Below are 26,208 nucleotides of genomic sequence, written 5' to 3'. Positions count from 1 at the left end.
CTTCACAGGGCGGTCCTTTCGGTTGCAAGGGCGCGGGCGGCCCAGAGGGCCTGGGCTTGTGCATCGGCCTCGGCGGGCGAGGCGGCGCGGCCCATCGTCAACAGGGCGAGTGCGGCGGTGCCGGTGACGATGGCTTCGGCGAAACTGTCCTCCGCGTCGCCCGACCATAGTGCTGCCAGCGCGTCGGGCGAGGTGGAAAGCTGTGGCCCGTCGGCGAGGCGGGCATGGGTCTCGGATAGCAGGGCCGGGGGCATGCCTTCCCGCAGGGCGCCCGCGCAAATGCCCGAGAGCGGCAGGGATTTGGCCGGGTTGCGCTCGAATTCGCCACCGCCGCCCTTGATCACACAGGAGCCTTGCAGCCCGAGCAGCAGCGCGGCCTCCGATTGCAGCGCCAGGTAGGGCGGGTGGAAGACGCCCTGAACAGAGGCCGGGGCGCCCGCGGGGTTGACCAACCGCAACACGGTATTGACCGCTGAGCGCAGGCCGAGCACGTCGCGCAATTGCAGCAGTTCCAGCGCCCTTGGCGCGTAGTCGGCGAGCGAGAGATAGGCGATGCCGGTGTCGGCAATGATCTGCCCGGCGTCGCATAGGCTCTTTGCCTGCCGGATGCCGGCATGGGCCAGCGCACCGGTGACCGAGGCCGCGACGCCCTGGTGCGAGTTCCAGCCATGCAGCAGCACCGGATGCCCGGCCTCGGCCAGAAGCCGCGCCGAGAGCAGGAACCACGGCAGGCCGCGCGTGCGTCCGGCGGCAAAGCTCGGCCAGTCCAGCGCGGGTGCGGGGCTGGACCAGTCGGGCAGGGTGGCGCGCAGCGCAAGGGTGAAACCGGCCAGCTCCTCCGGCGTCTCGCCGCGATAGCGCATGAGCATCAGCAGCGCCCCAACGGCCTCGGGGGCGGCGGTGCCAGCGAGGATCTGCGCCATCGCGTCTTCGGCCTCCGCCGCGCTCAGCGACCGGCCCCGGCTGGGACCACGCCCCATGGCGCGGACATATTCCCGCAGGCTCATTCCGCGGCCACGGGCGTTGTTGCGGCGGCGAGCAGGGCCTGAAGTTCGGGCTTGCAGGAGCCGCAATTGGAGCCGGCCTGAAGCGCCGCGCCAATCTGCTCGACGCTGCTCAGCCGCTGGCTCCGGATCGCCTCCAGGATCGTGTTCTGGCCGACATCGAAACAGGCGCAGACCGTGGGGCCGGGATCGGGGCGTTCGGCGCCGGGGCGGCCGGAGAGAATCTCGGCGCTGGTGTCCTCCCCGATCATCCCGGCGAGAAAACTGCGCGAGACGCCAACCGGTTCGGGGCCGGCATAGAGCGCTGCAACCAGACGGCCTTCTTCGAGGAAGGCGATCCGCGCGGCGCAGTGGGCGGGATCGATCATGCTGACCGCGGTGGCCTTCTGTCCGAGACCGAACAGCGCCCGCGCCGCATCGTTCCAATCGGCGGGGGCCTCGGCAGAGGCAAGCTCGGCCCGCCAGCCGCCGCGCGTGCGGGCGCGGGCCCAGTAATCGGTCTGGGGGCGGAACTCTCGGTTCGAGAGCGCGAAGCCGTACCAGGCGGCTGCCATTGGGCGAATGGCGACGGTGGAGGACTTGCTCTCGGGCTGTCCGGAGACAGGGTCGGTATTGGCAGCGACCAGCGCATCGACGCGGCCGCAGGGCGCGGTCTCGCCGGTCCAGTGCATGGGTGCGAAGACCTGGCCCCGTTGCACCCGCTCGGAGATCAGCACCCGCAGCAGGGCGCGGCCATGACGGCTGCTCACCTCGGCGATGAAGGCCGGGGCAAGGCGCAGTTCGGCGGCGTCCGCGGGGTGAATCTCAAGATAGGGCTCGGCGATATGCTGGCTGAGGCGCGGCGATTTCGCGGTGCGGGTCATCGTGTGCCAGTGATCGCGCACGCGCCCGGTATTGAGACGGAACGGGTAGTCCGGGCAGGGCCGCGAGGCCGGGGCGCGGTGGGTAACAGCGAGCATCCTTGCCTTGCCGTCGGGATGATAGAAGCCGCCCTCGGCGAAGAAGCGCCCGCCCTGGCGGTCCCCGGCGCGGGGCCAGTGGAAGGGCTCCAGCGCGTCGTAGTCCCGGTCGGACATGTTGCTCAGATCCGAGATGTCGAAATCGCGCCCGAGCTTGCCCGCGAGGCCGGAGAGCGCAGCATATTCGCGGAAGATCTCGGCGGGGGAGGCGAAATCGAACGCGGCGCCAAAGCCCATCCGCTCGGCCACGTCGCAGAGGATACGCCAGTCATGGCGCGCGGCTCCCGGCGGCGGCAGGATGGCGCGCTGGCGCGAGATGCAGCGCTCGGAATTGGTCACCGTGCCGTCCTTTTCAGCCCAGCCGGTGGCGGGCAGCAGAACGTCGGCGAGCCGGGCGGTGTCGGTCTGGGCCGTCAGGTCGGAGACGACGGTGAAATCGCAGGACTCGATGGCGGCGGCGACGCGGTCGGCCTCCGGCATGGAGACGGCCGGGTTGGTGCACATGATCCAGAGCGCCTTGATCCGGCCCTCCTCGACGGCGCGGAACATGTCCACCGCCTTGAGGCCGGGACCCTCGGGCATGGCCGGCGCGTCCCAGAATTCCTTTACCGTGGCGCGGTGCTCGGCATTTTCGATGTCGAGGTGACAGGCGAGCATGTTTGCCAGCCCTCCGACTTCGCGCCCGCCCATGGCGTTGGGCTGGCCGGTGACCGAGAAGGGCCCCATGCCGGGTTTGCCGATGCGGCCCGAGCCAAGGTGGCAATTGAGGATCGCATTGACCTTGTCGCTGCCTGAACTCGATTGATTGACGCCCTGCGAATAGATCGTGACCACCTTTTTCGTGCTGGCCCAGAGGGCGCAGAAACCGGCGATCGCTTCCTCCGAGAGACCAGAGGCGGCGGGATCGTCGGCGCGGGCAGTGGCCAGTGCCTCGCTGAGGCCGTTCACATGGGCCGCGATATAGGCATGGTCGAGCCGGTTGGTATCGGCGAGATAGGCGAGCAGCGCGTTAAAGAGCGCGACATCGCCACCGGGTGCGATGGCGAGGTGGATATCGGCCAATTCGGAGGTGGCGGTGCGGCGGGGGTCGATATTGACGATTCTGAGTGCAGGGTTGGCCTTTTTCGCCGCAACGAGACGCTGGAACAGCACCGGGTGGCACCAGGCGAGGTTGGAGCCGGTGAGCACCACGAGGTCGGCCTGATCGAGGTCCTCGTAGAGGCCGGGCACGGTATCGGTGCCAAAGGCGCGGCGGTGACCGGCCACAGAGGAGGCCATGCAAAGGCGCGAATTGGTGTCGATATTGGCCGAGCCGATGAAGCCCTTCATCAGCTTGTTGGCGACGTAGTAATCCTCGGTCAAAAGCTGGCCGGAGACGTAAAAGGCGACAGAGTCAGGGCCGTGCTTTTCGATTGTCTTGCGGAATTTCGTCGCCACCAGGTCGAGCGCGTCGGACCAGCCGGCCTCGCGGCCATGGATGCGCGGGGTGAGCAAGCGGTCGTCGAGCGCGGTGGTCTCGCCGAGCGCGGTGCCCTTGGAGCAGAGACGACCCGCATTGGCCGGGTGGGTCTTGTCGGCGGTGATGGTCAGCCCGCCAAGACCGTCCGGAACGGCATTGACGCCGCAGCCGACCCCGCAATAGGGGCAGGTCGTGCAGGTGGCGAGGCGCCCCTCGACCTGCAGCAGCTTCGCGGGGCGGGTGGAGCCGTCCATCATCACGCGGCGCTCCGATTTGCCAGTTGGGCGGCGTCGAGCAGGATGCGCCCCTGTTCGATGCGGGTAGGGTAGGTGGGGACCGAGCCCTCGTCGGGGCCCTGGGCGAGGCCCGTTTCCAGGCTAAAGACCCAGTTATGCAAGGGGCAGGTCACGGAGGCGCCGTGCACGATGCCTTCGGAGAGCGGGCCGCCCTTGTGCGGGCAGCGGTCTTGGAGGGCGAAGACCTGATCCTCGCCGGTGCGGAAGATGGCGACGCAACCGAGGGCGGTTTTCACCACGCGCGCGCCGCGGTTGGGGATGTCGTCAAGCGCGCCGATATCGATCCAGGTGGTCATGGGGCGGTTCCTTGTGTCTGGGCGGGGAGGGGGCTGTCTGCCCCCCGCGCGGCAAGCCGCGCGCCCCCCGAGGATATTTCCGAACAGATGATGGCTATTCCGCAGCTTGAAGATTCAGGCTTGCCAGCGGCTGGTAGGCGTCTGCGCGTTCACTGGCGTGCTCGGCCCACGGGTCCTTCTGGTAGATGGTCTGGGAAAGTTCGAAACGCTCGATCAGCGCCTTGCGGTTTTCCAGGTCGTCGATGACGCGTTTCTTGACCCAGTCCAGCCCGACCTTGGCGATCCATTTATAGGGCCGGTCTAGGTATTTCGCGTTCTCGCGGTAGAGCTGGTAGAAGGCCACGGTGACGTCGATGGCCTCCGCTTCGGTGGGTACCTGCGCCAGTGCATCGGTTTCGCGCAGATCCATGCCCGCCGCGCCGCCGACGCCGATCTGGTAGCCGCTATCGACACAGACGACGCCGAGATCCTTGCAGGTGGCCTCCGCGCAATTGCGCGGGCAGCCGGAGACGGCGAGCTTGAACTTGTGTGGCGACCATGCGCCCCAGAGCTTCTGTTCGAGCTTGATGCCGAGGCCGGAGCTGTCCTGCGTGCCGAAGCGGCAGTGCTCCTTGCCGACGCAGGTTTTGACCGTGCGCAGGCCCTTGGAATAGGCGTGACCGGAGACCATGCCGGCGCGGTTCAGATCGGCCCAGATGGCGGGCAGGTCCTCGCCCTTGACACCGAGCAGGTCGATACGCTGGCCGCCGGTGACGTGGATGGTGGGCACGTTGTACTTGTCTGCCGCGTCCGCGATGGCGCGCAACTCGTCGGAAGTGGTCATGCCGCCGAACATGCGCGGCACGACGGAGAAGGTGCCGTCTTTCTGGATATTGGCGTGCTTGCGTTCGTTGATGAAGCGCGATTGCGGGTCGTCGCGGTATTCCAGCGGCCAGTCGGCCAGCAGGTAGTAGTTGATCGCCGGGCGGCAGACATGGCAGCCGTCTTTCGACTTCCAACCAAGCTCCTGCCAGACCGCGGCCTGGCTCTTCAGCTCCTGTGACTTGATCAGACGGCGGACGTCTTCGTGGCTGTGCTCGGTGCAGCCGCAGATCGACTGCGCGGCGGGGATGACGAAATCGTCGCCGAGCGTGACGCCGAGGACCTGTTCGACCAGCCCGGTGCAGGTCCCGCAGGAGCCCGACGCTTTGGTCTTGGCGCGCACGGCGGCCAGATCGAGGGCGCCGCCTTCGATCGCGGCGACGATGTCGCCCTTGGAAACGCCGTTGCAACCACAGATTTCTGCGTCAGCCGGCAAGGCTGCAACGGCCGCCATAGGGTCCAGGGGTTCGCCCCCCTGGTAGGCGGGGCCGAAGATGAGGGTTTCGCGCATCTCCGAGATGTCTTGCTCGTCCTTCATCAGGCCGAAGAACCAGGAGCTGTCGGCGGTGTCGCCATACATGACGGCGCCGATGATCCGGTTGTCCTTGAGGATCAGGCGCTTGTAGACGCCGCGGCCCGGATCGCGGAAGACGATGTCCTCGCGGTCCTCGCCCGCCTCGAAATCGCCGGCGGAGAACAGGTCGCAGCCCGTCACCTTGAGCTTGGTCGACACCTCCTTGGGCACGAAATGGGCCGTCTCGCCGATCAGTGTCTGCGCCACGACCTTGGCCTGGTCATAGAGCGGTGCCACGAGGCCGAACACGGCGCCATTATGCTCGACGCATTCGCCCACGGCGAGCACGTCGGGGTCGGAGGTCAGCATGTGGTCATCGACATGGATGCCGCGGCCCGTGGCGAGGCCGGCCTCGGCGGCAAGCCCGGTATTGGGACGGATGCCCACGGCCATGACGAGGATATCGCAGGGCAACTCGGTACCGTCCTCAAGCATCAGGGCTTTAACTTTGCCGTCTACACCAATGATTTGCTTGGAATTTGCAGAACACATCACCTTGATGCCCCGGTCCAGCAACGCCTTGCGCAGCAAGTAGCCGGCGGCCTCGTCGAGTTGGCGCTCCATGAGGTGGCCCATCAGGTGGACGACGGTCACATCCATGCCGCGCAGCTTGAGGCCGGCGGCGGCTTCGAGCCCGAGAAGCCCGCCGCCGATGACCACCGCCTTGCTGCCGGGGGCAGCGGCGGCGTCGATCATGGCGTTGGTGTCCTCGAGGTCGCGATAGGCGATGACGCCGTCGAGATCGTGGCCGGGTAGCGGGATGATGAACGGGTTGGAGCCGGTGGCGACAAGCAGCTTGTCATAGGCCACCGGCTCCCCTTCCTCCCCGGAAACGGTTTTCTCGGCGCGATCTATCTTTGTAACTTTTTCGCCAAAACGGCAGGTTACGCCGTGTTCTTCATACCAGGCATCATCATGGGTGACGATCTCCGGGAACGCCTTTTCACCCGAGAGCACCGGCGAGAGCATGATGCGGTTATAGTTGCCGCGTGGCTCCGCGTTGAAAAGCGTCACGTCCCAGCCATGGGGCTCGGCGGCAAAGAGATGTTCGAGCGCGCGGCCGGAGGCCATTCCGGCGCCGATCACCACGAGTTTCTTTCTGTTCATTCGGGGGCTCCTTGAGCTTTGGCGGCGTCGATCATGGCGGTGGACAATATGGAGTAGGCTTCGACCCAGGCTTCGCGGGTCTCGAGGGTGAAATCCTCTCCCAGCCCGGCTTCGAGCGTGGCGATCAGCGCGGCGCCGACGGGCTCGTAATGGGCAGGCTTCACGCCGTAGCCCACATGCTCGACGGCCATCTTCCGGGCGATGGGGGTGACCTTGTGCAGGTCGCGCAGCCCGTTCACGACGGTGCCGAGCATCGTCATCAGCTTGCCGGCCTGCTCGGTCACGTTCTCCTTGAAGAGCGGGCGGACCTCCGGGGCGATCTCGAAGAGCTTGGCATAGAAGATCTCGCCGGCCTGCTGCTTGCTCGGCACGAGTTTGGCGTAGCTCTGCTGGATCAGGGTGATCTGGGATTGGTTCATCGGATCAGGCCGCTCACACGTACCAGGCGACGATGTGGGACAGCTCGCCGTTCTGGTGGATCGGCAGGGCGACCATCGAGTCGTATCCGGCGGTCAGGCCCGGAACCTTGCTTTCGACAACCGGAACACCACTGCCCAGCACGCGACCGATCAGGCCCTGCCATGCGGTGGCGCGGCGTTCGGATTCCTCGTTCCAGAGCGGACCTTCGCGGGCGCAGATGCCGTCGATCAGCACAGCTTCGTTCGCCTTGCCGACCTTGGCGGCGCGGGCGTCCCATATCTCGAAGCGCCGCGCGATGGGGGTGCCGCGAGCCGAGAGGAGGGTAAGAACGTATTCCTGCCCGGAAGGCGTCGGGACGGGCAGGCCAAGGCCGGTGGTCAGTCCTGCCTTGCCGGCGCTGTCGGAACGGATGAACTTGTAGCCCGAGCCGAGGTCGCGCATCAGGATTGGCGTATTGGAGGCCCAGACGCCCCCTGGAAGCCCCTGGCCGCGCGGGAAATGCGTGTGCTTGGAGACCCATTCGAAATGTTTGGCGGCGCCGTAATAGCCATCTTCCAGCATCAGCGCGTCATCTTTGTCGCGCCAGATCTCGATGGCGCCGGTACGCTCGTTGTCGTCGGCGCAGAGAACGACCAGAACTGCGTTAAGCAATTCGCCGTCGAACACCGGAATCGCCACGGCGCTGGTGAGACCCGCTTCATGCGCGGCCTCGGTGCGCTTGAAATAGGAGCCTTCGAACTCTTTCAGCACGATCGGGCGGGCCTCGGCCCAGGCCTTGCCGGGCAGGCCCTCACCCTTGGCGAAGCTCTCGTTGCCGGAGATCGAGGCGAAGTTTTCGAGCGAGCCGTAATTGCCGGCGGCCAGCACCAACTTGTCGTTTTCGGGAACCCAGACCTCGGAGACCTCGATGAAAGTACGGGTGGGAGCGTCGAGTGCGAGATCCATCAGGCGGCCTCTTCGGTTTTGGGTGTAGCTATCTGGGAGACAGGCGCGGATTTCGGCGTGGCGCCGTGCTCGTATTCCTCGAGGAAGGAGAGCACCTGCTCGCGGTAGAGATAGTAGTCGGGATGCTCCAGCAGCGCCTTGCGGGTGCGCGGGCGGGGCAGGTCGACATCGACGATGCGCCCGATCGTGGCCTGCGGTCCGTTGGTCATCATCACGACGCGGTCGGCCAGCAGGATGGCTTCGTCCACGTCATGGGTGACGCAGATCGCGGTGACCTTCGTGCGCGACCAGACTTCCATCAGCACTTCCTGCAACTCCCAGCGGGTGAGGCTGTCGAGCATGCCGAAGGGCTCGTCGAGCAGCAGCAGCTTGGGGGAGAGGGCGAAGGCGCGGGCGATGCCGACGCGCTGTTTCATGCCGTTGGAGAGGTCCACGGCCGCCTTGTCCATGCTCTCGCCGAGGCCGACGCGTTCGAGGTAGTATTCGATGATATCCTGCCGCTCGGCCCGCGAGGCGCGCGGGTAGACCTTTTCCACGCCCACGGCGACGTTCTCCTTGGCGGTGAGCCAGGGGAAGAGCGAGGGCGACTGGAAGACAACGGCGCGTTCGGGGTCGGCGCCGACAACGCCGCGTCCGTCGAGATTGATCACGCCCTTGGAGATATCGTTGAGGCCGGCGGCCATGGTCAGCACCGTGGACTTGCCACAGCCCGAATGGCCGATCAGCGAGATGAATTCGCCCTTGTTCAGCTTGAGGTTGAAATCCTCGACCACGGTGAGCGGCCCCTTGGGCGTGGGGTAGATCTTGTGAAGCTGCGAGAACTCCAGGTACTTGTCCGTCCGGCCTTCGCCTTGCACGGCCTTGAGCGCAGCGGGGGGCAGCTCGTTATGGATAGCGGTGACGTTGGGCAGTTGGCGGGTTTCCTCGGACTTTGCCTTGATGCCGGCATCCATCAGGTACTTGGTGACCACACCGCGCAGGCGCTTGAATTCGGCGTCATGGTTCATCTCGCCACGGTCGCGCGGGCGGGGGATGGTGACGCGGAATTCCTCGCCGAGCGTGCCGTCGGGGTTCAGCGCAATGATGCGATCGGCCAGCACAATGGCCTCGTCCACGTCATTGGTGATGAGCACGCAGGTCTTCTTGTCGGCTTCCCAGATATGCTCGATCTCGTCGGCGAGATTGGCGCGGGTGAGCGCGTCGAGCGCGGAGAGCGGCTCGTCGAGCAGCAGAAGCTCCGGGCTCATGGCGAGCGCGCGGGCCACGTTGACCCGCTGGCGCATGCCGCCCGACAGCTCGGCGGGGCGACGGGCGGCGGCATGGGAGAGGCCGACCATCTTGACGTATTTGGCGACCAGCGCGTCTTTCTCTGCTTTGCCCATCTTGGGAAAGACGGTGTCCACGGCGAGCTTGATGTTGCCGGTGACGGTCAGCCAGGGCATCAGCGAGTAGTTCTGGAAGATCACGCCACGCTCGCGGCCCGGCCCGGTTATGGGGGCGCCCTTGAAAGTGACCTTGCCCTTGGTCGGGAACTCAAGCCCGGCCATCAGGTTGATCAGCGTCGTCTTGCCGGTGCCGGAGAAGCCGAGCAGGACAAGGAACTCGCCTTCCGCCACTTCGAGGTTGATATTCTTGAGAATATCGGTTTTCGCCGTGCCCTCGCCGAAGGACTTGGTGACGTTGTCGAACTTGAGAATGCTCATCTGGGTCACCGGTTGTTGGAGAAGGTAAAGAGCGACTGGAGCGCGAACATCAGGCGGTCGAGCAGGAAGCCGATGATGCCGATGGTGAAGACCGCGACCATGATCTTGGCGAGCGACTGGCTGGAGCCGTTCTGGAACTCGTCCCAGACGAATTTGCCGAGGCCCGGGTTCTGCGCCAGCATCTCGGCGGCGATCAGCACCATCCAGCCAACCCCGAGCGACAGGCGCAGGCCGGTGAACATCAGCGGCAGGGCGGAGGGCAGCACCAGCTTGGTGATCTTGGTCCAGGTGTTCATCTTCAGGACCTTGGAGACGTTGACGAGATCCTTGTCGATGGAAGCCACACCCAGCGAGGTGTTGATCAGCGTCGGCCAGAGCGAGCAGAGCGTCACGGTGATGGCCGAGATCAGGAAGGACTTGGTGAACATGCCGTCATTGGTCGTGTAGGTGGCAGAGACGATCATGGTGACTATGGGCAGCCATGCCAGCGGCGAGACCGGCTTGAAGATCTGGATGATCGGGTTCAGCGCAGCTTCACCGGCGCGAGAGAGACCGGCGACGATGCCGAGCGGGATGGCGACCGCGGAGGCCAGCAGGAAGCCGAAGAACACGGTCTGGATCGAGGTCCAGATCTGGTCGTAATAGGTCGGCTTGCCGGTGTACTGGCGGTGCTTGACCTTGTCGGACTTGCCGGCCGCTTCCAGCTTGGCGTTGCGCGTGTCCTGACGGGTGTAGAAATCCTCTTCCTTCTGCCATTCGCGCTTGGCGTCTTCATGCAGGTTTTCCACCTGTTCCCAGACTTGCGCCGGGCCGGGGACGGCGCCGAGGGAGGTTTGCACCTTGGGCGCGAGGTTGGCCCAAAGCAGCAGGAAGCAGAGAATCGACAGCAGCGGGACACCGAGCAGGATCCAGATTTCCTTCATCTGGGCTTTCGGATTGTCGCCGGCGGCGGCCTTGAGCAGCGGGGTCATGAAGGAGAGGCCAAGCACCTTGAACCAGGAATCGGCCTTGTTGATGCGTGTGAAGAGGCGGGCCTTGCGGGCCTCAACGGCCTCCTGGGTGCTGGTGTTGACGGGGTCGATGGCGGTCATCTTGGCTATCCTAGGTCTGGCGGGGAGCTGGGGCCCGAGGGCGCTGCCCTTGCTCGGAAATGGCTGTTCGGATTGTTCAGTGTCGGGATGGCGGGACGGACGCTCGCTCTGACGAGCATCGCCCCGCCCGCCATCCCGTTTGTGCCGGCCCGGGAGACGGTGGGCCGGCAGGTCGGTCAGCCTTGTACTTCGTTGCCCACGACCTTCTGATCGCCCTTCAGGCCGATCGGCAGGCTGTCGAGATAGGCGTTGGGGGTGCGGCCGTCATAGGCGATGCCGTCGATGATATCCTCGGCCGGGGTCGGGGCCTTGTAGCCATCGGTGTCGAAGTCGAACATGTCGGCGGTGGCCAGGCCGTCATCGATCAGGCTCTCGGCGGCGGCGAGGTAGATTTCCGGCTTGTAGACCGACTTGGCGACCTCGTCGTACCAGCTATCCGGCTTGGCCTCGGCGATCTGGCCCCAGCGGCGCATCTGGGTCAGGTACCAGATGGCGTCGGAGTAATAGGGGTAGGTCGCGTTGTAGCGGAAGAACACGTTGAAATCGGGAACCTCGCGCTTGTCGCCCTTTTCGTACTCAAAAGTGCCGGTCATGGAGTTGGCGATCACGTCGTAATCGGCGCCGACATATTCGGAGCGCGACAGGATCTCCACGGCTTCGGGACGGTTGGCGTTGTCGTTCTCGTCGAGCCACATGGCGGCGCGGATCAGTGCCTTGGTCACGGCGATGGTGGTCTGCGGGTTCTCTTCCTGGAAGGCGGCGGAGATGCCGAAGACCTTCTCCGGATTGTTCTTCCACAGCTCATAGTCGGTGATGACCGGCACGCCGATGCCTTTGAACACGGCCTGCTGGTTCCACGGCTCACCCACGCAGTAGCCATAGATCGTGCCGGCTTCCATCGTGGCGGGCATCTGCGGCGGCGGGGTGACGGAGAGCAGTACCTCGGCGTCGATCTGGCCGGTCACGTCCTCGGGGGAGTAGTAGCCCGGCTTGATGCCGCCGGCGGCCAGCCAGTAGCGCAGCTCGTAATTGTGGGTGGAGACCGGGAAGACCATGCCCATGTTGAAGGGCTTGCCCTCGTCTGCGAAGGCGTCGACCACGGGCTTGAGCGCGGAGGCCGGGATCGGGTGGACCGGCTTGCCCTCGGCATCGTGCTCGACATGTTCCTTCATAAGCGCCCAGATCTCGTTGGACACGGTGATGCCGTTGCCGTTCAGATCCATCGAGAAGGGGGTGATGATATGGGCCTCGGTGCCGAAGCCGATGGTGGCGGCGAGCGGCTGGCCGGCAAGCATGTGGGCGCCGTCGAGCTGGCCACCGATCACGCCGTCGAGCAGCACTTTCCAGTTGGCCTGCGCTTCGAGTGTCACGAAGAGCCCTTCATCCTCGAAATAGCCCTTCTCGTAGGCCACGGCGAGCGGGGCCATGTCGGTCAGCTTGATGAAGCCGAAGGTCAGCTCATCCTTCTCGACGTCCAGCATCTCGGCGAGGGCCGGGGCCGTCAGGGCCGTTGAAGCGGCGAGGGCCAGGGCAAGAGTCTTGTTCATTGAAACCTCTGTCTGTCGGTGGCGCGTTTCGGGAGGTGGGGCGCCGAAAAAAGAAAAAGCCGCTGAGTTCGGAGTCGTGTGGGAGGAGGACACGACATAAGACTCAAGCGGCTTTGCTCGGGATGCCCCGGATCATCGGAGCGATGTCTCTGGTGGGACGCCCTTGCCCCGGAGACAGGTTTATTAGGGATGCTGCGCTGCTTTGGGTCAATGCTGCGATGCAGCTAGTGGGCCTTTTTCGAGGTTCTTATGGGTCGGGTACGCCGCCTGCTCAATCTGTGGGCGTCAAATGGCGCCCGGGTCAAAGATTTGACCATCGAAGAAACGGTCACGGTGCAGAATCAAGCTTCCGCTCTGGGCGGGGACTTCGGTCGCCTGTTCGAGGGCGCCTTCGAGTTTCTCGGAGGCGCCGGGCAGATCGACCGCGAGCCCGGCGAGGGCGGCCCGGTAGAGATCGCTGCGAAAGACGCTGTGCGCGGCGCGGCGGGCGCTGGCGCGATCGAGCCCCATGCGCGCGGCCAGACGGGCGGCGATCCAGCCGGCCTGGCTGCGCCAGGGGAAGGTCGCGGCGCCGTCGTGGAAATGGAGATAGTCTTCCACCCGGCGCTGTTCGCCGCGCGGGGAGATCGTCAGTTGTCCGGTCAGGGAGCGTTCGAGCAGTTCTGCCGGCAGGTTGAGATATTCCGGGCGGGCAAGGATCTCGGAGGCGGTGACGAAATTGGAGCGATCCGCCAGCCAGCGGGTCGCGCGCCACATGCAGCGGATCAGGCGCTTGGCAAGGTCGGGCTCGCTTTCGGCCCAGTCATGGCGCACAGCGAGCACCTTTTCCGGGGCGAAGGCCCAGATGGCCGAGGTTGGCAGCAGCAACTCGCCCGAGCCGTTTTCGACCGCGATCGAGCCCCAGGGCGCCCCCACGCAGAAGGCGTCCACATCGCCCGAGGCCAGCGCCTCGGCCATGAGCGGCGGGGGGACGGTATGCACGTCCAGCGCTTGCGGCGCTTCCAGCCCGAGCGCACCGAGCCAGTAATAGAGCAGCTCGGCATGCATCGAGAAAGGGAAGGGCACGCCGATCCGCAGGCGGTCGCCCGCGGCCGCGATCAATGCCTTGCCGGCGGCGGTGGCATCCGCGAAGTCGAAATCGTGGCCGGCCGCGCGCATGGCGGCGGCAAGTTCGTTGGACACGCCCACCGTGTTGCCGCCCACCGAAAGCACGCAAAGCGCATCCAGCCGGCTGGGAAGGCCGCCCAGCCCGAGCGCCGTGGCCACGGGAACGGGAGCGAGCATGTGGGCGGCCTCAATCTGGCCGAGCGCCACGAGGTCGCGCAGCGTGGACCAGGAGGGCGCGGCCCGCAGGGTCAGGGCCAGCCCCTCGCGCTCGGCGAAGCCAAGCTCGCGGGCAATGATCAGCGGGGCGGCGTCCACAAGCGGGATATAGCCGAGCGTCAGCGGGATTTGATTCATGAGAGCAGCCCCGCCGCCGTGACCAGAGCCTCGGCGACATCGACCATCTTCTTGCCCTGGTCCATCGCCGCCTTGCGCAGCAACGCGTAGGCGGCGTCCTCGTCCAGCCCGCGCGCCTTCATCAACAGGCCCTTGGCGCGGTCGATGATCTTGCGCTCCTCCAGCGCGCGCTTGGTGGCGGCCAGTTCGGCCCGCATGGCGTGGAACATGTGAAAGCGGGTGATGGCGGCGTCGAGCACCGGCTTGATCCGGCCCGGCGCCAACCCGTCGACCACGTAGGCGGAAACACCCGCCTCGATGGCGGCGCGGGTGAGGTTGTCGTCGGAGCGGTCCACGAACATGGCCACGGGCCGATCAAGCGGCGAGGAGGCGAGCGTGAGTTCCTCCAGCATGTCGCGCGAAGGCGAGGTCACATCGACCAGCACGACATCGGGGTTCTTCTCGGAGATCAGGCGCGACAGGCCGGTACGCTCGGAGATGACGGAGATTTCGTGATCTCCCGAGGCGCGCAGCGCATCCACGATCAGCAGGGCGCGTTCTCGATCCTGTTCGACAATTACGATGGAAAGGCGGTTTGTCATGACATCCCGTGAATCTTTGCCCGTGGGTCGGGCAAGCATGGGGACAGTTTCAACCCGATGCTGCCGCGACAATCGAGGTATGTTGGGGCATGGGAGCCTGCTTCGCGCAATTCCTGTGCGGGATGCCCGGAAATTATGCGCCTTGCATGCCCGCGCGGCACCACTCCAACAGGATATCGAAATCGCAGGGCAATTCCTCGGCCATGTCACCGCTGAACGCCCGGAAATCGTCCAGTTTGGCCTCGGTGACGCCAACCACAACGGCAACGTCCTCGGCCAGCGCGGTTCCGATCAGGTCCCGGAAACCCCGGCCTTCGGCTTCGTGGCTGCCAAACTTGTTGACGAAGAACAGGTCCGCCCCCTTCGCGAGGCGTTGGCCGCATTCATGAACCGCCGCCTCCAGCTGTTCAGTGTCGAGCCGGCAGCCGGTCGATCCCGGGCCGAGCGACTGGGAAATGCACATATGCGGCCCGTCGGGCAGCAGCTTCAGGTCCATGTCGCAGGGCACGTCCTCGCTGTCGGGCTCGCGATTCACCTGTACCGCGCCGACCACGCGGGCACCTTCGGCCTGCATCGCCTCGGCCAGCCGGCGCAGGGTCTCGTTCATCTTGCCCGGTATGTCGGATCCGGTATGGGCCAGTCGCATGGGCACCGCCGCTTGTCATGTTCTCCCCGCTGGCCTAGCACATCCGGGGTGGGAAACTGAAGGCCAAGCAGGGTCGCGAGGGGGGAGAATGCGCATTATCCTGGTGCATGGGGCGTGGAGCCGGGCCGATTGCTGGGAGCGGGTGAGCGCGCTTCTGGCCGGGGCCGGGCATGATGTAGAGGCCGTGGACCTGCCCGGCCATGGCGCCGACCCCACACCGCCGGAAGAAGTGACGCTCGCGCATTATGCCGAAGCGCTCCGTGCCCGGCTTGAGCGTTGCGAGCCGGCTGTTCTCGTTGGTCATTCCATGGGCGGAATGGCGATATCGGCGGCGGCCGAGCTTGTGCCGGAGCGGGTGCGGCGGCTGATCTATGTTGCCGCCTTCCTGCCGCGGGATGGTGACAGCCTGCTATCGCTGAAGAAACTGGAGCCGGAGACGATCGGCCCGGCAGTGCGGCGCGGGCCCGTGCGGGGCACGACCGTGCTCGATCCGGCCCTTGCGGGCGATATCCTGTTCCAGGATCTGCCCGGGCCAGCGCAACAGGCCGCGCTGGCACTCCTCGGACCACAGGCGAATGCGCCCCAGACCGACCCGATCCACCTGAGAGCGGAAAGTTTCGGGCGGGTGGCGCGCGATTACATCCTCTGCCGTCATGACAGGACTGTGACGCCCGAGCTGCAGGCGCGCATGTGCGATTGGAGCCCTTGTCGGCGGGTGGAAACGTTGGAGGCCGGACATTTCCCGCAGCTTTCCCGGCCCGAAGACCTCTCGGACATGATCCTGTCCCTGCTTGGCTAGCCGATCTTCTGCAGCAGTTCGTCCAACAGGCGCGCGGCCGCCCATTCCACTTGCGGGGTCAGGCCGGTACCGGGAGAGAAATCCTTCCCCTCAATTCCGACAAGCTGCAATTTCGGTGGCAGGCAGCCCATCGCGCGGGCCGTTTCCACCGCCTCGGCGGCGCCGACACTGCCGACAGGATGACGAAAGACATTGAGCGGAACCGGAGCGGCGCTGGCGTCGAAGCGGGTGATGGTTCCGGGCGCATGGCCGGACTGGGTCGCATCGACGAGGATCACATCGGAATGGGTGTCCATGGCTTCGATCAGCGCCGCGTCATCGCGCGACAGCGCAACGCATTGCGTCGCTCCGCGCGCGGTCAGGGTCCGCGCCAGCCACAGGCCAACAGTGCCATCATGCCGGTTATCGGCTCCCAGCCCAATGCAGAATGTCGTCGACGGGAGGCTCATGATCAACTCTCCATGGAAAGCCTTCGCCGTGAAATCGGCGACAGGACGCTTCCAGCGGAACAACAGGATAACACCAATTGAGATATGTCTGCCGAGCGCCCGATTTCAAGGCGCGCGAATGCATGGGGGGGGTGTGTTCGAACGCCTGTTATGGAAATCAGCGGCTTGCCAACGCGCTCAGCAATTGCAGCCTCTGTGCGCGGAAACGATCGGCGAGATGTGGCAGCCAGTTCTGGTAGAGCCGGTAGCCAAGTTCGGGATGCGCATTGCATAGCGCGCGCACGCCCGCGGCATCGAGGGCGACGGCACGGACATCGCCGATTGCCACCGCATCGGACATGCGCCGGAAGGGCGGCATCAGCCAGGCCCATCCGAGTATATCGCCCGGTCCCAGCGTTTCGATTCGGACTGGATCGCGTCCGGGCAGGGCATTTTGAACAGCAACTTCCCCTTCGAGAAGCAGCAGAACCGCATCCGCCTCGTCCTCCTCCTGGAAGATCGTGCTGCCGTCGGGAAAGTTCTCCTCCCGCGCATGTCGCGCAAGTTGCCGGCGTTCTTCGTGGTCGAAAGCGAAGAAATCGGGATGTTCGGCCAGCAGGGTTTCGATCCGTTCCATGGGCACGAGGCTCCTTCCATTTGCCGTCACCCCAGGAGATGAGCACCCGGGCCTTCGGAGTCTAGCCTCCGTGACCCCGGGGGTTGCATGATCCATGTCAAGATCGCCCGACGGACGCTCCAGCCCCTGTTTCCTTTCCACTTAAGCGAATTTTCACGCCTTCGGGCCAGTCTTCGCGGGAGAAGGCTGCGGATTTTCTCGATTCGTTGCGTGAAAACGGTGCATTGCGCCCCGGCCGTTATCTGGAGGTCTTCAACGGATGAGATTGCTCGACACGCTTGGTTATTTGATCGGGTTTCCGGATGGGCGTGCCGGTCGAGGCAATTGCGGGGCGTCCGAATCTCGGACCCAGGCCCGAGAAACCGAGCGCATGGATGACCGCAATCGTGCCGGCTGGGCGGGCCAGCGTGGCAGCGGCGCCGGCTACTTGCACAGACAAGGGTGGTAACAGTGACCGGGAGGGTTTCCGAAGGCGGATCTGCACCAAGTGGTTGGCTTTTCTCAATTAGATGGATGTGAGTGATTGATCAATGAGCAAGAAACGAGTGGTTATCGTAGATGATTCCGTGGTCATTCGGGCCCTGGTGCGAAGGCATCTGACCGAAGATGGACGTTTTGTCGTCGTGGGGGAGGCGGGAGATCCGTTCGAAGCCCGGGAAGTCATCAAGCGCGTGAACCCTGACGTCATCACCCTTGATGTCGAAATGCCTCGGATGGACGGGCTGTCTTTCCTCGAAAAGCTCATGCGGCTTCGCCCGTTGCCGGTGGTGATGTTCTCCACGGAGACTCACAAGGGCAGCGTTGCCGCGGTCGAAGCGCTCTCGCTCGGGGCCGTCGATTGCATCGGCAAGCCGAACGCTGCGGCGCCGGACACGATCAACACGCTGGCGGATCGCGTTTTCGTTGCCTCGAATGCGAGAATTGTTCCGCGTCAGACAAATGTGACTGCTCCCCCCTCCAGTTACACCTGGAACGGGAAGTATGTATTGGTGGGCGCGTCCACGGGAGGGGTTGATGCCCTGGAACGTCTGCTCGCGGGCTACCCGGAAAACTGCCCGCCCACGGTCATTACCCAGCATATGCCAGAGAGTTTTCTGGTCAGCTTCGCCGAGCGCCTGTCCAACCGGGTCCGCCCCGATGTCGCGCTCGCGCGGGAGGGGGAGAGGTTGCTGCCCGGGATGGTCCGGATTGCCCCGGGCGGTGAGAACCACCTGGTGTTGTCGGAAACGCGAACGGAGATCATGTGTCGTCTGCGAGCCGGCGAAAAGGTATCGGGGCATCGCCCTTCTGTGGATATGCTGTTTCGCTCGGCAAAACCTTTTGCGAGCAGGGTCCTGGCGGTCCTGTTGACAGGTATGGGCCGCGACGGTGCCTATGGGATGCTGGAATTGCGGCAGGCGGGTGCGCAGACAATCGCGCAGGACCGCAACAGCAGTGTCGTTTACGGGATGCCAAGAGTTGCCACCGAGATCGGCGGCGCCAACCGGACACTCGATCTCGATCGGATTGCCGCAGGCATTCTTGAAGAAACCGGACGCGGCACGCCTGCGTCCCCGCATGCGAGGGTTGTCGCAAAGTGAGGACAAATGTCCTGCATGTCACGCAAGGGGAGCATGCCGTTTCGGCGTGCACCGAGACGTATATCACCACCTTGTTGGGGTCCTGCGTCTCCACCTGCCTCTGGGATCCCTACGCGGGGCTGGGCGGACTGAACCATATCCTGGTGCCGGACGGAAAAAGCGGAGACATCACGTCCCGCTCAATAGGCACCAATGCGATGGAACTGCTCATCAACGACCTGCTAAGGCATGGGGCAAGAAAGAACAGGCTTCAGGCGAAGCTGTTTGGCGGCGCCCGGATGATCTCGGGGCTGAGCGATATCGGCCAGGCCAATGCAAAATTCGCGGAAGACTTCTGTCGGCGGGAAGGGATCCCTTGTCTGGCCAGCAGCCTCGGAGGAACGCAGGGGCGCAGGATACAATTCTGGCCTGTCACGGGAAAGGTTCGCCAACAATTCCTGCAAGCGGTTCCGGAAGAGAAAATCGACATCCCCCCAAAGCCGCATCGCCCGAATACGACGGAGATCGAACTTTTCTGACCAATGCCGGTGCATGTCAAACGGTGACATCTTGCGGCCGCCCACAACGAACGGAGGCAAGATTGACCTGCCCGGACCTTGGCGATCACCCTCGGGAGCAAGCGCGATCTGGACCGAGGAACGAGTCCGGGACGGCGCGAGGTGGGATCTGCCGTGTGGCAGTAACCGCCTGTCCGGACGAAACCACCCCAACCTTGCATGGGCCAAGCTCTGGGACAAAAACGCTTGCTCGAAGGCTTTACGAGAGATCCTGTGTGAGCGGCCCGCAAGCCGATTTGGCACGCAACTCCGCATGAGCCTGTGGGATTGAATGCAATAATTGTCAGAATTTGCAAAAAGCCGCAGGACGCCGAAAAAGCGATCTTCTGGCCCGCCAACTATTTTTGAGTATTCCCGCAGGCCGACCGCTTAATCTCTCGGCGCAGATTGATGCGGGCGACATTTCTGATAGGTTTTGTTCGAGGAAAGAATGCCAGGACAGTGGAGGAATGGCGTGGACGGATATGTCGGGCGAAGCGGGCTTCAGGTCGAAACCTCTCTGGCGGAATTCATCGAAACGGAGGCATTGCCCGGTACTGAGGTCGATGGCGAGACCTTTTGGGCGGGGCTGGCCCGGATGGTTGCCGAATACGGCCCGCGCAACCGGGAGCTTCTGGATGTCCGTGCCAAGATTCACCAGCGCATCGATGCCTGGCACATTGCCAGCCGCGACCGGCCAGCGGACTGGCCGGCGTATTTCTCCTTCCTGAAGGATATCGGCTATCTCTGCGAAGAGCCGGAACCGTTTCAATTGCAGACGGAAAATGTCGACCCGGAACTGGCCAGCATCGCTGGGCCGCAGCTCGTCGTGCCGATCACCAACGCGCGCTATGCGTTGAACGCGGCGAACGCGCGCTGGGGCAGCCTGTATGATGCCCTTTACGGCACCGATGCGCTGGGCTCGCTGCCCGAGGGAGCCGGCTACGATCCGGACCGTGGAGCCGCGGTGATCGCCTGGGCCAAGGCGCATCTGGACAAGGCGTTGCCGTTGGCCGCCGGTCGCTGGGCTGATGTGACCGGTTTCACCTTCGATGGCAGCATTCTCGGGCTACGCCTCGGCGAGGGTTTCACCGCGCTGGAGCAGCCGTCCTGTTTCGCCGGAACGGTCCTGAGCGAGAATGACGGAACGCTGCACGAGGTGATCTTCTGGGTGCATGGGCTGCATCTGCGGCTGGTGATCGATCCGCAGAGTCCGATCGGGAAGGACGACCCGGCGGGCATTTCCGACATGCTGCTGGAAGCGGCCATTTCGACCATCATGGACATGGAAGACAGCGTGGCCTGCGTCGACGGGCCGGACAAGGCGCTGGCCTATCGCAACTGGCTCGGCCTGATGAAGGGCGATCTGACGGCTGAGGTCTCCAAGGGCGGCAAGCCGTTCACGCGCGCGCTCAACAAGGATATCCACTTTACCCGGCCCGACGGCACGCCGGCCCGATTGCGGGGGCGGTCGCTCATGCTGGTGCGCAATGTCGGCCACCTGATGACGACACCGGCGGTGTTGACGGAAGACGGGGCGGAGATTGGCGAGGGGCTGCTGGATGCGGTGGCCTCCGTCTCCATTGCGTTGCACGACCTGCGCCGCAGCGGCGGACCGGTCAATGCGCCGGCCGGCTCGGTCTATGTGGTCAAGCCCAAGATGCATGGGCCCGACGAGGTGGCCTTCGCCGATGACATCTTCACCATGGTGGAAGAGATCCTTGGCCTGCCCCGATACACGGTGAAAATCGGGATCATGGATGAAGAACGCCGGACCTCGGCCAATCTGGCGGCCTGCATCGCAGCGGCCAGGCATCGGGTCTGTTTCATCAATACGGGCTTCCTGGACCGGACCGGCGACGAGACATCGACCTCGATGGAGGCCGGCGCCATGGTGCCGCGGGCGGAGATGAAGAACTCGGCTTGGCTGTCGGCCTACGAAGATCGCAATGTCGATATCGGGCTGGCCTGCGGGCTGAAAGGGCGGGCGCAGATCGGCAAGGGAATGTGGGCCATGCCGGACCGGATGGCGGACATGCTGGCGCAGAAGATCGGTCATCCGCAGGCCGGCGCGTCTTGTGCCTGGGTGCCAAGCCCCACGGCGGCGGTGTTGCACGCCACGCATTACCATATCGTGGACGTGGCGCGGCGGCAGGAGGAGCTTGCGGCTGGCGCGGCGAACGGGCCGCGTGCCTCGCTTGAGAAACTGCTCACCATCCCGCTGCTGGAACGCGAGTTGGTCGATCAGGAGATCGAGGATGAACTGGAGAATTGCTGCCAGGGGATCCTCGGTTACGTGGTTCGCTGGGTCAATCACGGCGTGGGTTGCTCCAAGGTGCCGGACATCAACGATGTCGGGCTGATGGAGGACCGCGCGACCTGCCGGATTTCGAGCCAGGCGCTGGTGAACTGGATCCACCACGGCATTGTCGACGATGTTCGGGTGATGAATGCGATGCGCCGGATGGCGGTCAAGGTGGATGCGCAGAATGCCGGCGATCCGGATTATCGCCCGATGGCGCCGGAATATGGCGGCCATGCCTTCCAGGCGGCCTGTGACCTGGTGTTCAACGATGGCAACTGGCCGTCGGGATATACCGAGCCGACGCTGCATTACCGTCGACGCCAGGTGAAGGCGAAGGAAGCCCGAAAGCGCGCCAACGCGGCTGCTCCGCAGGCGTAGCGCTCCCGCCGGTTTCCCGCGGGCCGCGCGGCCGACGGGCAAATGGTTGGGCCGGGCGCGCGCTTTACGCGCGTGGCCGCTCCCGTGTTTCAACGATAAGTCAATGGCATGGACCGCGCAGATGCTGCGAATCGGCGCCTGCGTTGGGATGCCCAATGCAGGCCGGCCGGTTGGGTCCTGACAGAGATACAGGAGTGTGGGCAGATGGTCATTGATACCGAACTTGCGCGAAAGATCCTTCGCGCGGTCTTTGAAGAAGGCGCACGGATGGGGCTGCGTCCGATGACGGTTGTCGTCGCCGATGCGGGCGGGCATCCGCTGGCGTTGGAGCGGGCCGATGGCGCTAATCCGGGCGGCGTCGATATCGTGCGCAACAAGGCCTACGCCGCGGTGATGATGCGGCTGGGGGGCACCCGGATGCGGGAGCTCTGCGATGAGACCTCGTGGTTTTTGTCCTCGGCGCAGCAGGTTTGCGACGGCAAGATCTTTCCGGTTCCGGGCGCCATCGTGATCCGGGATGCCGACGGGGGGGTTATCGGCGGGCTCGGTGTGACCGGCGACACGCCCGACAATGACGCGGCCGCGGGCAAGGCGGCTTTGGAGCGCTTTGGCCTGGTGGCCGAAATCTAAACCCCTCGCTTGAGACGGTCGCTGGCTGAAATGGTGCGCGAGAAAGACGTTCAGCGCGCCTTTTTTCGGCTACCATCACAAATGAAGCGGCGAGAACACGCTGCGTGCGCGTGGAGCCTATTCCCGCAAGGTGATGCTTTGTCTCCTGCAGATTAGCCGGTATCAGAAGCGGTGAGGCAATTGAGCGAGGGAACATGGCGCGACCTGTCGTCGGCATTATCGGCAACCACTACCTGATCAATGACGAGTACCCGACCCATGCTGGAGGCACGATGAATTCGGAGGCCGTGGCCGAGGTGTGTGGCGCCGTTCCGATGGTGATCCCGGCAGATCCGCGATTCGTCTCGGTGGAAGACCTGATGGAGGTGTGCGACGGGTTCCTGTTGACCGGCGGACGCCCGAATGTTCACCCGGAGGAATATGGCGAGGCGGCAACGGAAGCGCATGGCGATTTCGACCGCGCGCGCGATGCGATCACGCTGCCGCTGATCCGGGCTTGCGTGGATCGGGGACAGCCTTTCCTCGGTGTGTGCCGGGGCTTTCAGGAGGTGAATGTCGCCTTGGGCGGCACGCTTTATCCCGAAATCCGAGACCTGCCGGGGCGAATGAACCACCGCATGCCGCCGGACGGGACGCTGGAGGAGAAATTCGCCCTCCGCCATATCGTGACGTTCAACGAGGGCGGGCGGTTCCACGACCTCTACGGGACAAGGGAAGTTCTGACCAATACGCTGCACGGGCAGGGGATCAAGGAACCCGGCAAGCGGATCGTTATCGACGGCTACGCGCCAGATGGCACGCCCGAGGCGATCTATGTCGAAGGTGCGCCGGGCTTTACCATGTCGGTGCAGTGGCATCCGGAATATCGCGCGGTGCAGGATCCCGTGTCGCGCCCGCTATTCGAGGCTTTTGGCCGGGCTGTCGATGATTGGGCCGCAACACGCGGGAAGCTCCCAATGCACAGGTCAGCCTAGGGAAGGTCCGCCCCCGTCGCGCCAGCATCGCAGATGCTGCCCCTTCTGGGGAGCGTAGCAACACGCGCGCACAGCGCGCGCCCGGCCCCAAACGGGTAAGGCGCCGCAGGCGCCGTTCCCGGAGGGGAAGCCTCGGCCGGGACTTAGCGCATCGGTTTCCTCGAGCTGCGCTGCCAGGCCATTTTCCAGCGTTTCAGCGAAACCCCGTGGCGGATCGTGGTTTCGCCCTCGATCATCCGCCAGCCGCGCTTTTCCAGAAAGGAGCGGGCGAGGTGGCTGGCATCGGTGGTGAGACCGGCCAGATCATGCGTCTCGGCCCAATCCATCATCCGCTCATAAAGCGCGTCCGCCAAACCTTCCGGCCGGGCCTCCGGACGGACAAAGAAGAAGTCCAGATGCCCGTCCCGTGTGACGGTCAGGAACCCTTCTGCCCGCCGATCCGACCAACCAATCCAGGTCTGGCCTGCCGCCAATCGAGGCGGCAACCAGTCTTCAACGTTATCGGTCGGTGCCCAGGCCATGGCTTGGGCGGCGCTGTAATGCCGCCCTGTCCCGTTGCGCACCGCATCGACATAGACTTCCATGCAGGCGACCGCATCCGCGGCGGAACCGTCCCGTATCTGCCAGTTCACGTGATGATTGCCTTGACCTTGTATTCCGGGCGATCCCAGAGATCCCCGTTCATGATTTCGGCTAGGATCTCCACTGCGCGGTCCACATCCTCGGGGCCGATATAGAGCGGGGTGAAGCCGAAACGCATGATATCGGGCGCGCGGAAATCGCCGATCACGCCGCGCGCGATCAGAGCCTGCATGGCGGCGTAGCCCTCGTCGAAATGGAACGAGACCTGGCTGCCGCGCTGCGCGGCAGCCCGCGGCGAGGCAAGGCGAAGCTGCGGGCATCTTGCTTCGACACCGGCAATGAAGCGCTCGCAAAGTTCGATGGAGCGGGCGCGAATGTCGTTCATGTCGACCTGCTCCCAGATGTCCAGCGCGGCTTCCAGCGCGGCGAGTTGCAACACCGGCGGGGTGCCGACGCGCATGCGGACGACTTCGGTGGCCGGGCGGTAGTCCTGCTCGAAGGCAAAGGGTGCGTCGTGCCCTTGCCAGCCTTGCAGCGCGGTGCAGGCGCGGCCAGCATGCTCGGGCGCGACATAGATAAAGGCCGGGGCGCCGGGGCCGGCATTGATGTATTTATAGGTGCACCCAGCGGCGAAATCGGCGCCACATCCTGCTAGGTCCACCGGCAGGGCGCCGAAAGAATGCGCAAGATCCCAGACGGTTATCGCGCCAACTTCATGTGCTTTCGCGGTCAGGGCCTTCATGTCGTGGCGCCGCCCGGTGCGGTAATCCACCTCCGTCAGCATCAGCACGGCGACCTCGTCGGTGATATGCTCCGGGACATCTTCGGGGGCGACAGTCTTCAATCGCGTGCCATTGCCCAAGGTGTGTGCCAGCCCCTGCGCCATGTAGAGATCGGAGGGAAAATTGCCGGTATCGGACAGGATCACCCGCCGGTCGGGGCGCAGGGCGAGCGCGGCGGCCAGCGCCTGGTAGATCTTGATCGACAGCGTGTCGCCGACAACCACATGCCCCGCTTCGGCGCCGATCATGGCCGCGATCCGGTCGCCGAGACGTTCGGGCGCCAGGTGCCAGCCGGCCCCGACCCAGCCGCCGATCAACTGGTCGCGCCACTCGGGCTCCATCACCTGCTGTACGCGGGCGGGCGTCGCCTTGGGCATCGGTCCGAGTGAATTTCCGTCGAGATAGATCACACCCTCGGGCAGGTTGAACTGGTCTCTTGTCCAGGCGAAATCGGTCATGGTCAGGCTCCGTTGGTCTTGCTGTCGGTTTGGCAGAACGGTGCAGCGGAAGCCAGAGCGGATGCCCCCCGAGCCGGGCTGCGACAGGAATTGTCTGGACTTTGAATTCCAACATTGGAATATGTGCGGCCGGGAGGACTATTCATGTACAGCATTTCACCGATCACTTTGGCCTTGGCGCTCGTCGTCGCACCCCTTGCCGTGAGGGCGAGCGAAGACATCGCCGATCAGTACCCGCAAAGCCCGCTCTATTCAAAGCCGTACGAGGTCATTCCTGGCGTCTGGTCCGCGATCGGCGCAACGGCGCCGCCGACATATGAAAACTCCGGGCATAACAACAACCTGAGCTTCATTGTCACGACTGACGGGGTCGTCGTGATCAATGGTGGCGCAGCGGCCGTGCTGGCCGAGGCGCTGCATGACGAGATCAAGGCGGTCACGGATCAGCCGGTGAAACTGGTCATCAACGAGAACGGGCAGGGCCACGCGGTTCTGGGCAATTCCTACTGGGCGGCGCAAGGCGTCCCGATTCTGGGCCATGTCGACGCGGCACACGAGGTCGAGGAATATGGCCAACAGATCCTCGACGGCATGATCCGCTACAACAAGGACAAGGCCGAGGGCACCGAGATCCAGGGGCCGACCATCACTTTTGAGGACAGCTACGACGCCTCGATGGGCGACACGAAGATCGAGGTGCTGCATCTCGGTCCGGCGCATGGGCCCGGAGATACGCAGGTCTGGTTGCCCGAGAAGGGGTTGGTGATTGCGGGCGATATCGCGTTTCACGAGCGCATGCTGCCGATCTTCGCGGATACAGTCACCAGCGCGTGGATCGAGACTTGGGAGACCGCGTTCGAACCGCTGGAAGCGACCTACGTGATCCCGGGCCACGGCCATCCGACCAACATGGACCAGGTGCGCCGCTATACGCATGATTACCTTGTCCACCTGCGCGGCAAGATCGCCGAACATCTCGACAATGGCGGCGATCTCGCGGATGCGTATTACGTCGATCAGGAGGCGTATCGAAACCTTGATACTTTCGAGGAACTGGCAACAAAAAATGCCGGTCGGGTCTATGAAGAGATGGAATTCGAGTAGGATCGGGGACGGGCAAGTCGAACGAATCTGGGGGGGGTATCACCAAGCCCCCCAGGATATTTCGA

Annotated in this window: 23 protein-coding genes; 7 read left to right on the top strand and 16 right to left on the bottom strand. The window is 64.5% G+C overall.

Features of this window, described 5'->3' with window-relative positions:
- Nucleotides 1-2: 2 nt before the first annotated feature.
- The 12 genes from AX756_RS07990 to AX756_RS07935 form a co-directional block, all read right to left on the bottom strand.
- The gene (locus AX756_RS07990) at nucleotides 3-1,007 is read right to left on the bottom strand and encodes a glycosyl transferase family protein (protein WP_068309934.1); all 1,005 of its coding nucleotides are present in this window, start codon (nucleotides 1,005-1,007) and stop codon (nucleotides 3-5) included.
- Nucleotides 1,004-3,676, bottom strand: coding sequence for a nitrate reductase (locus AX756_RS07985; RefSeq protein ID WP_068310121.1), 2,673 nt, complete (start codon nucleotides 3,674-3,676; stop codon nucleotides 1,004-1,006). Before AX756_RS07985 ends, AX756_RS07990 begins: the two co-directional genes overlap by 4 nt.
- Before the next feature lie 2 nt (nucleotides 3,677-3,678).
- Nucleotides 3,679-4,014, bottom strand: coding sequence for a nitrite reductase small subunit NirD (nirD, locus tag AX756_RS07980; protein WP_068309933.1), 336 nt, complete (start codon nucleotides 4,012-4,014; stop codon nucleotides 3,679-3,681).
- A 94-nt stretch (nucleotides 4,015-4,108) separates the two neighbouring features.
- On the bottom strand, nucleotides 4,109-6,556 hold the full coding sequence (gene nirB / locus AX756_RS07975) for a nitrite reductase large subunit NirB (RefSeq protein WP_068309932.1): 2,448 nt from the start codon (nucleotides 6,554-6,556) through the stop codon (nucleotides 4,109-4,111).
- A complete protein-coding gene (locus tag AX756_RS07970; protein WP_068309931.1) occupies nucleotides 6,553-6,975 on the bottom strand; it encodes a globin family protein in 423 nt (140 codons plus the stop codon). The genes nirB and AX756_RS07970 overlap by 4 nt, the downstream gene beginning before the upstream one ends.
- A 13-nt stretch (nucleotides 6,976-6,988) precedes the next feature.
- On the bottom strand, nucleotides 6,989-7,921 hold the full coding sequence (locus tag AX756_RS07965; RefSeq protein WP_068309930.1) for a GAF domain-containing protein: 933 nt from the start codon (nucleotides 7,919-7,921) through the stop codon (nucleotides 6,989-6,991).
- Complete coding sequence (locus AX756_RS07960) at nucleotides 7,921-9,624, bottom strand: ABC transporter ATP-binding protein (protein WP_068310119.1); 1,704 nt, start codon at nucleotides 9,622-9,624, stop codon at nucleotides 7,921-7,923. The genes AX756_RS07965 and AX756_RS07960 overlap by 1 nt, the downstream gene beginning before the upstream one ends.
- 5 nt (nucleotides 9,625-9,629) lie before the next feature.
- Complete coding sequence (locus AX756_RS07955; RefSeq protein ID WP_068309929.1) at nucleotides 9,630-10,715, bottom strand: ABC transporter permease; 1,086 nt, start codon at nucleotides 10,713-10,715, stop codon at nucleotides 9,630-9,632.
- A gap of 176 nt (nucleotides 10,716-10,891) precedes the next feature.
- Nucleotides 10,892-12,262, bottom strand: coding sequence for a CmpA/NrtA family ABC transporter substrate-binding protein (locus AX756_RS07950; RefSeq protein WP_068309928.1), 1,371 nt, complete (start codon nucleotides 12,260-12,262; stop codon nucleotides 10,892-10,894).
- Nucleotides 12,263-12,547: 285 nt separating this feature from the next.
- Nucleotides 12,548-13,723 (bottom strand): CmpA/NrtA family ABC transporter substrate-binding protein, encoded by a 1,176-nt coding sequence (locus tag AX756_RS07945; protein ID WP_068309927.1) that lies wholly within the window; start codon nucleotides 13,721-13,723, stop codon nucleotides 12,548-12,550.
- A complete protein-coding gene (locus AX756_RS07940; protein WP_068310118.1) occupies nucleotides 13,720-14,304 on the bottom strand; it encodes an ANTAR domain-containing response regulator in 585 nt (194 codons plus the stop codon). Before AX756_RS07940 ends, AX756_RS07945 begins: the two co-directional genes overlap by 4 nt.
- A 133-nt stretch (nucleotides 14,305-14,437) precedes the next feature.
- Nucleotides 14,438-14,950, bottom strand: coding sequence for a DUF2478 domain-containing protein (locus AX756_RS07935; RefSeq protein WP_068309926.1), 513 nt, complete (start codon nucleotides 14,948-14,950; stop codon nucleotides 14,438-14,440).
- Nucleotides 14,951-15,038: 88 nt separating this feature from the next.
- On the opposite strand from AX756_RS07935, the gene AX756_RS07930 reads away from it, so the two are divergent.
- Nucleotides 15,039-15,749 carry an alpha/beta fold hydrolase gene (locus AX756_RS07930; RefSeq protein ID WP_068309925.1) on the top strand — a complete coding sequence of 237 codons (711 nt, stop codon included), beginning with the start codon at nucleotides 15,039-15,041 and terminating at the stop codon, nucleotides 15,747-15,749.
- Here the strand turns inward: AX756_RS07930 and AX756_RS07925 are convergent.
- Nucleotides 15,746-16,198 (bottom strand): hydrogenase maturation protease, encoded by a 453-nt coding sequence (locus AX756_RS07925; protein ID WP_156461422.1) that lies wholly within the window; start codon nucleotides 16,196-16,198, stop codon nucleotides 15,746-15,748. The genes AX756_RS07930 and AX756_RS07925 overlap by 4 nt on opposite strands.
- A gap of 157 nt (nucleotides 16,199-16,355) precedes the next feature.
- Entirely contained in the window at nucleotides 16,356-16,814 is a 459-nt protein-coding gene (locus AX756_RS07920; RefSeq protein WP_068309923.1) for a cyclic nucleotide-binding domain-containing protein, read from the bottom strand.
- A gap of 530 nt (nucleotides 16,815-17,344) precedes the next feature.
- Between AX756_RS07920 and AX756_RS07915 the strand changes: the two genes are divergently transcribed.
- The 5 genes from AX756_RS07915 to AX756_RS07895 all read left to right on the top strand — a co-directional run bounded on the left by AX756_RS07915 (nucleotide 17,345) and on the right by AX756_RS07895 (nucleotide 23,217).
- Entirely contained in the window at nucleotides 17,345-18,394 is a 1,050-nt protein-coding gene (locus AX756_RS07915) for a protein-glutamate methylesterase/protein-glutamine glutaminase (RefSeq protein ID WP_068309922.1), read from the top strand.
- Nucleotides 18,391-18,912 carry a chemotaxis protein CheD gene (locus AX756_RS07910; RefSeq protein WP_068309921.1) on the top strand — a complete coding sequence of 174 codons (522 nt, stop codon included), beginning with the start codon at nucleotides 18,391-18,393 and terminating at the stop codon, nucleotides 18,910-18,912. The genes AX756_RS07915 and AX756_RS07910 overlap by 4 nt, the downstream gene beginning before the upstream one ends.
- Before the next feature lie 493 nt (nucleotides 18,913-19,405).
- Nucleotides 19,406-21,613 (top strand): malate synthase G, encoded by a 2,208-nt coding sequence (locus AX756_RS07905; RefSeq protein ID WP_163886885.1) that lies wholly within the window; start codon nucleotides 19,406-19,408, stop codon nucleotides 21,611-21,613.
- A gap of 204 nt (nucleotides 21,614-21,817) precedes the next feature.
- Nucleotides 21,818-22,243: a GlcG/HbpS family heme-binding protein gene (locus AX756_RS07900; RefSeq protein ID WP_068309919.1), complete on the top strand. Its 426-nt coding sequence runs from the start codon at nucleotides 21,818-21,820 to the stop codon at nucleotides 22,241-22,243.
- A gap of 194 nt (nucleotides 22,244-22,437) precedes the next feature.
- Complete coding sequence (locus AX756_RS07895) at nucleotides 22,438-23,217, top strand: gamma-glutamyl-gamma-aminobutyrate hydrolase family protein (protein WP_068309918.1); 780 nt, start codon at nucleotides 22,438-22,440, stop codon at nucleotides 23,215-23,217.
- Nucleotides 23,218-23,360: 143 nt separating this feature from the next.
- On the opposite strand, the gene AX756_RS07890 is transcribed toward AX756_RS07895, so the two are convergent.
- Together AX756_RS07890 and kynU are read right to left on the bottom strand one after the other, a co-directional pair.
- Nucleotides 23,361-23,849 (bottom strand): GNAT family N-acetyltransferase, encoded by a 489-nt coding sequence (locus AX756_RS07890; protein WP_068309917.1) that lies wholly within the window; start codon nucleotides 23,847-23,849, stop codon nucleotides 23,361-23,363.
- A complete protein-coding gene (gene kynU / locus AX756_RS07885) occupies nucleotides 23,846-25,039 on the bottom strand; it encodes a kynureninase (RefSeq protein WP_068309916.1) in 1,194 nt (397 codons plus the stop codon). The genes AX756_RS07890 and kynU overlap by 4 nt, the downstream gene beginning before the upstream one ends.
- 144 nt (nucleotides 25,040-25,183) lie before the next feature.
- On the opposite strand from kynU, the gene AX756_RS07880 reads away from it, so the two are divergent.
- The gene (locus AX756_RS07880) at nucleotides 25,184-26,143 is read left to right on the top strand and encodes an MBL fold metallo-hydrolase (RefSeq protein WP_068309915.1); all 960 of its coding nucleotides are present in this window, start codon (nucleotides 25,184-25,186) and stop codon (nucleotides 26,141-26,143) included.
- Nucleotides 26,144-26,208: the final 65 nt, after the last annotated feature.

The organism is Aliiruegeria sabulilitoris (genome assembly GCF_001558155.1).
GTDB classification, from domain to species: domain Bacteria; phylum Pseudomonadota; class Alphaproteobacteria; order Rhodobacterales; family Rhodobacteraceae; genus Tropicimonas; species Tropicimonas sabulilitoris.
This window is presented reverse-complemented; position numbering and strand designations above follow the sequence as displayed.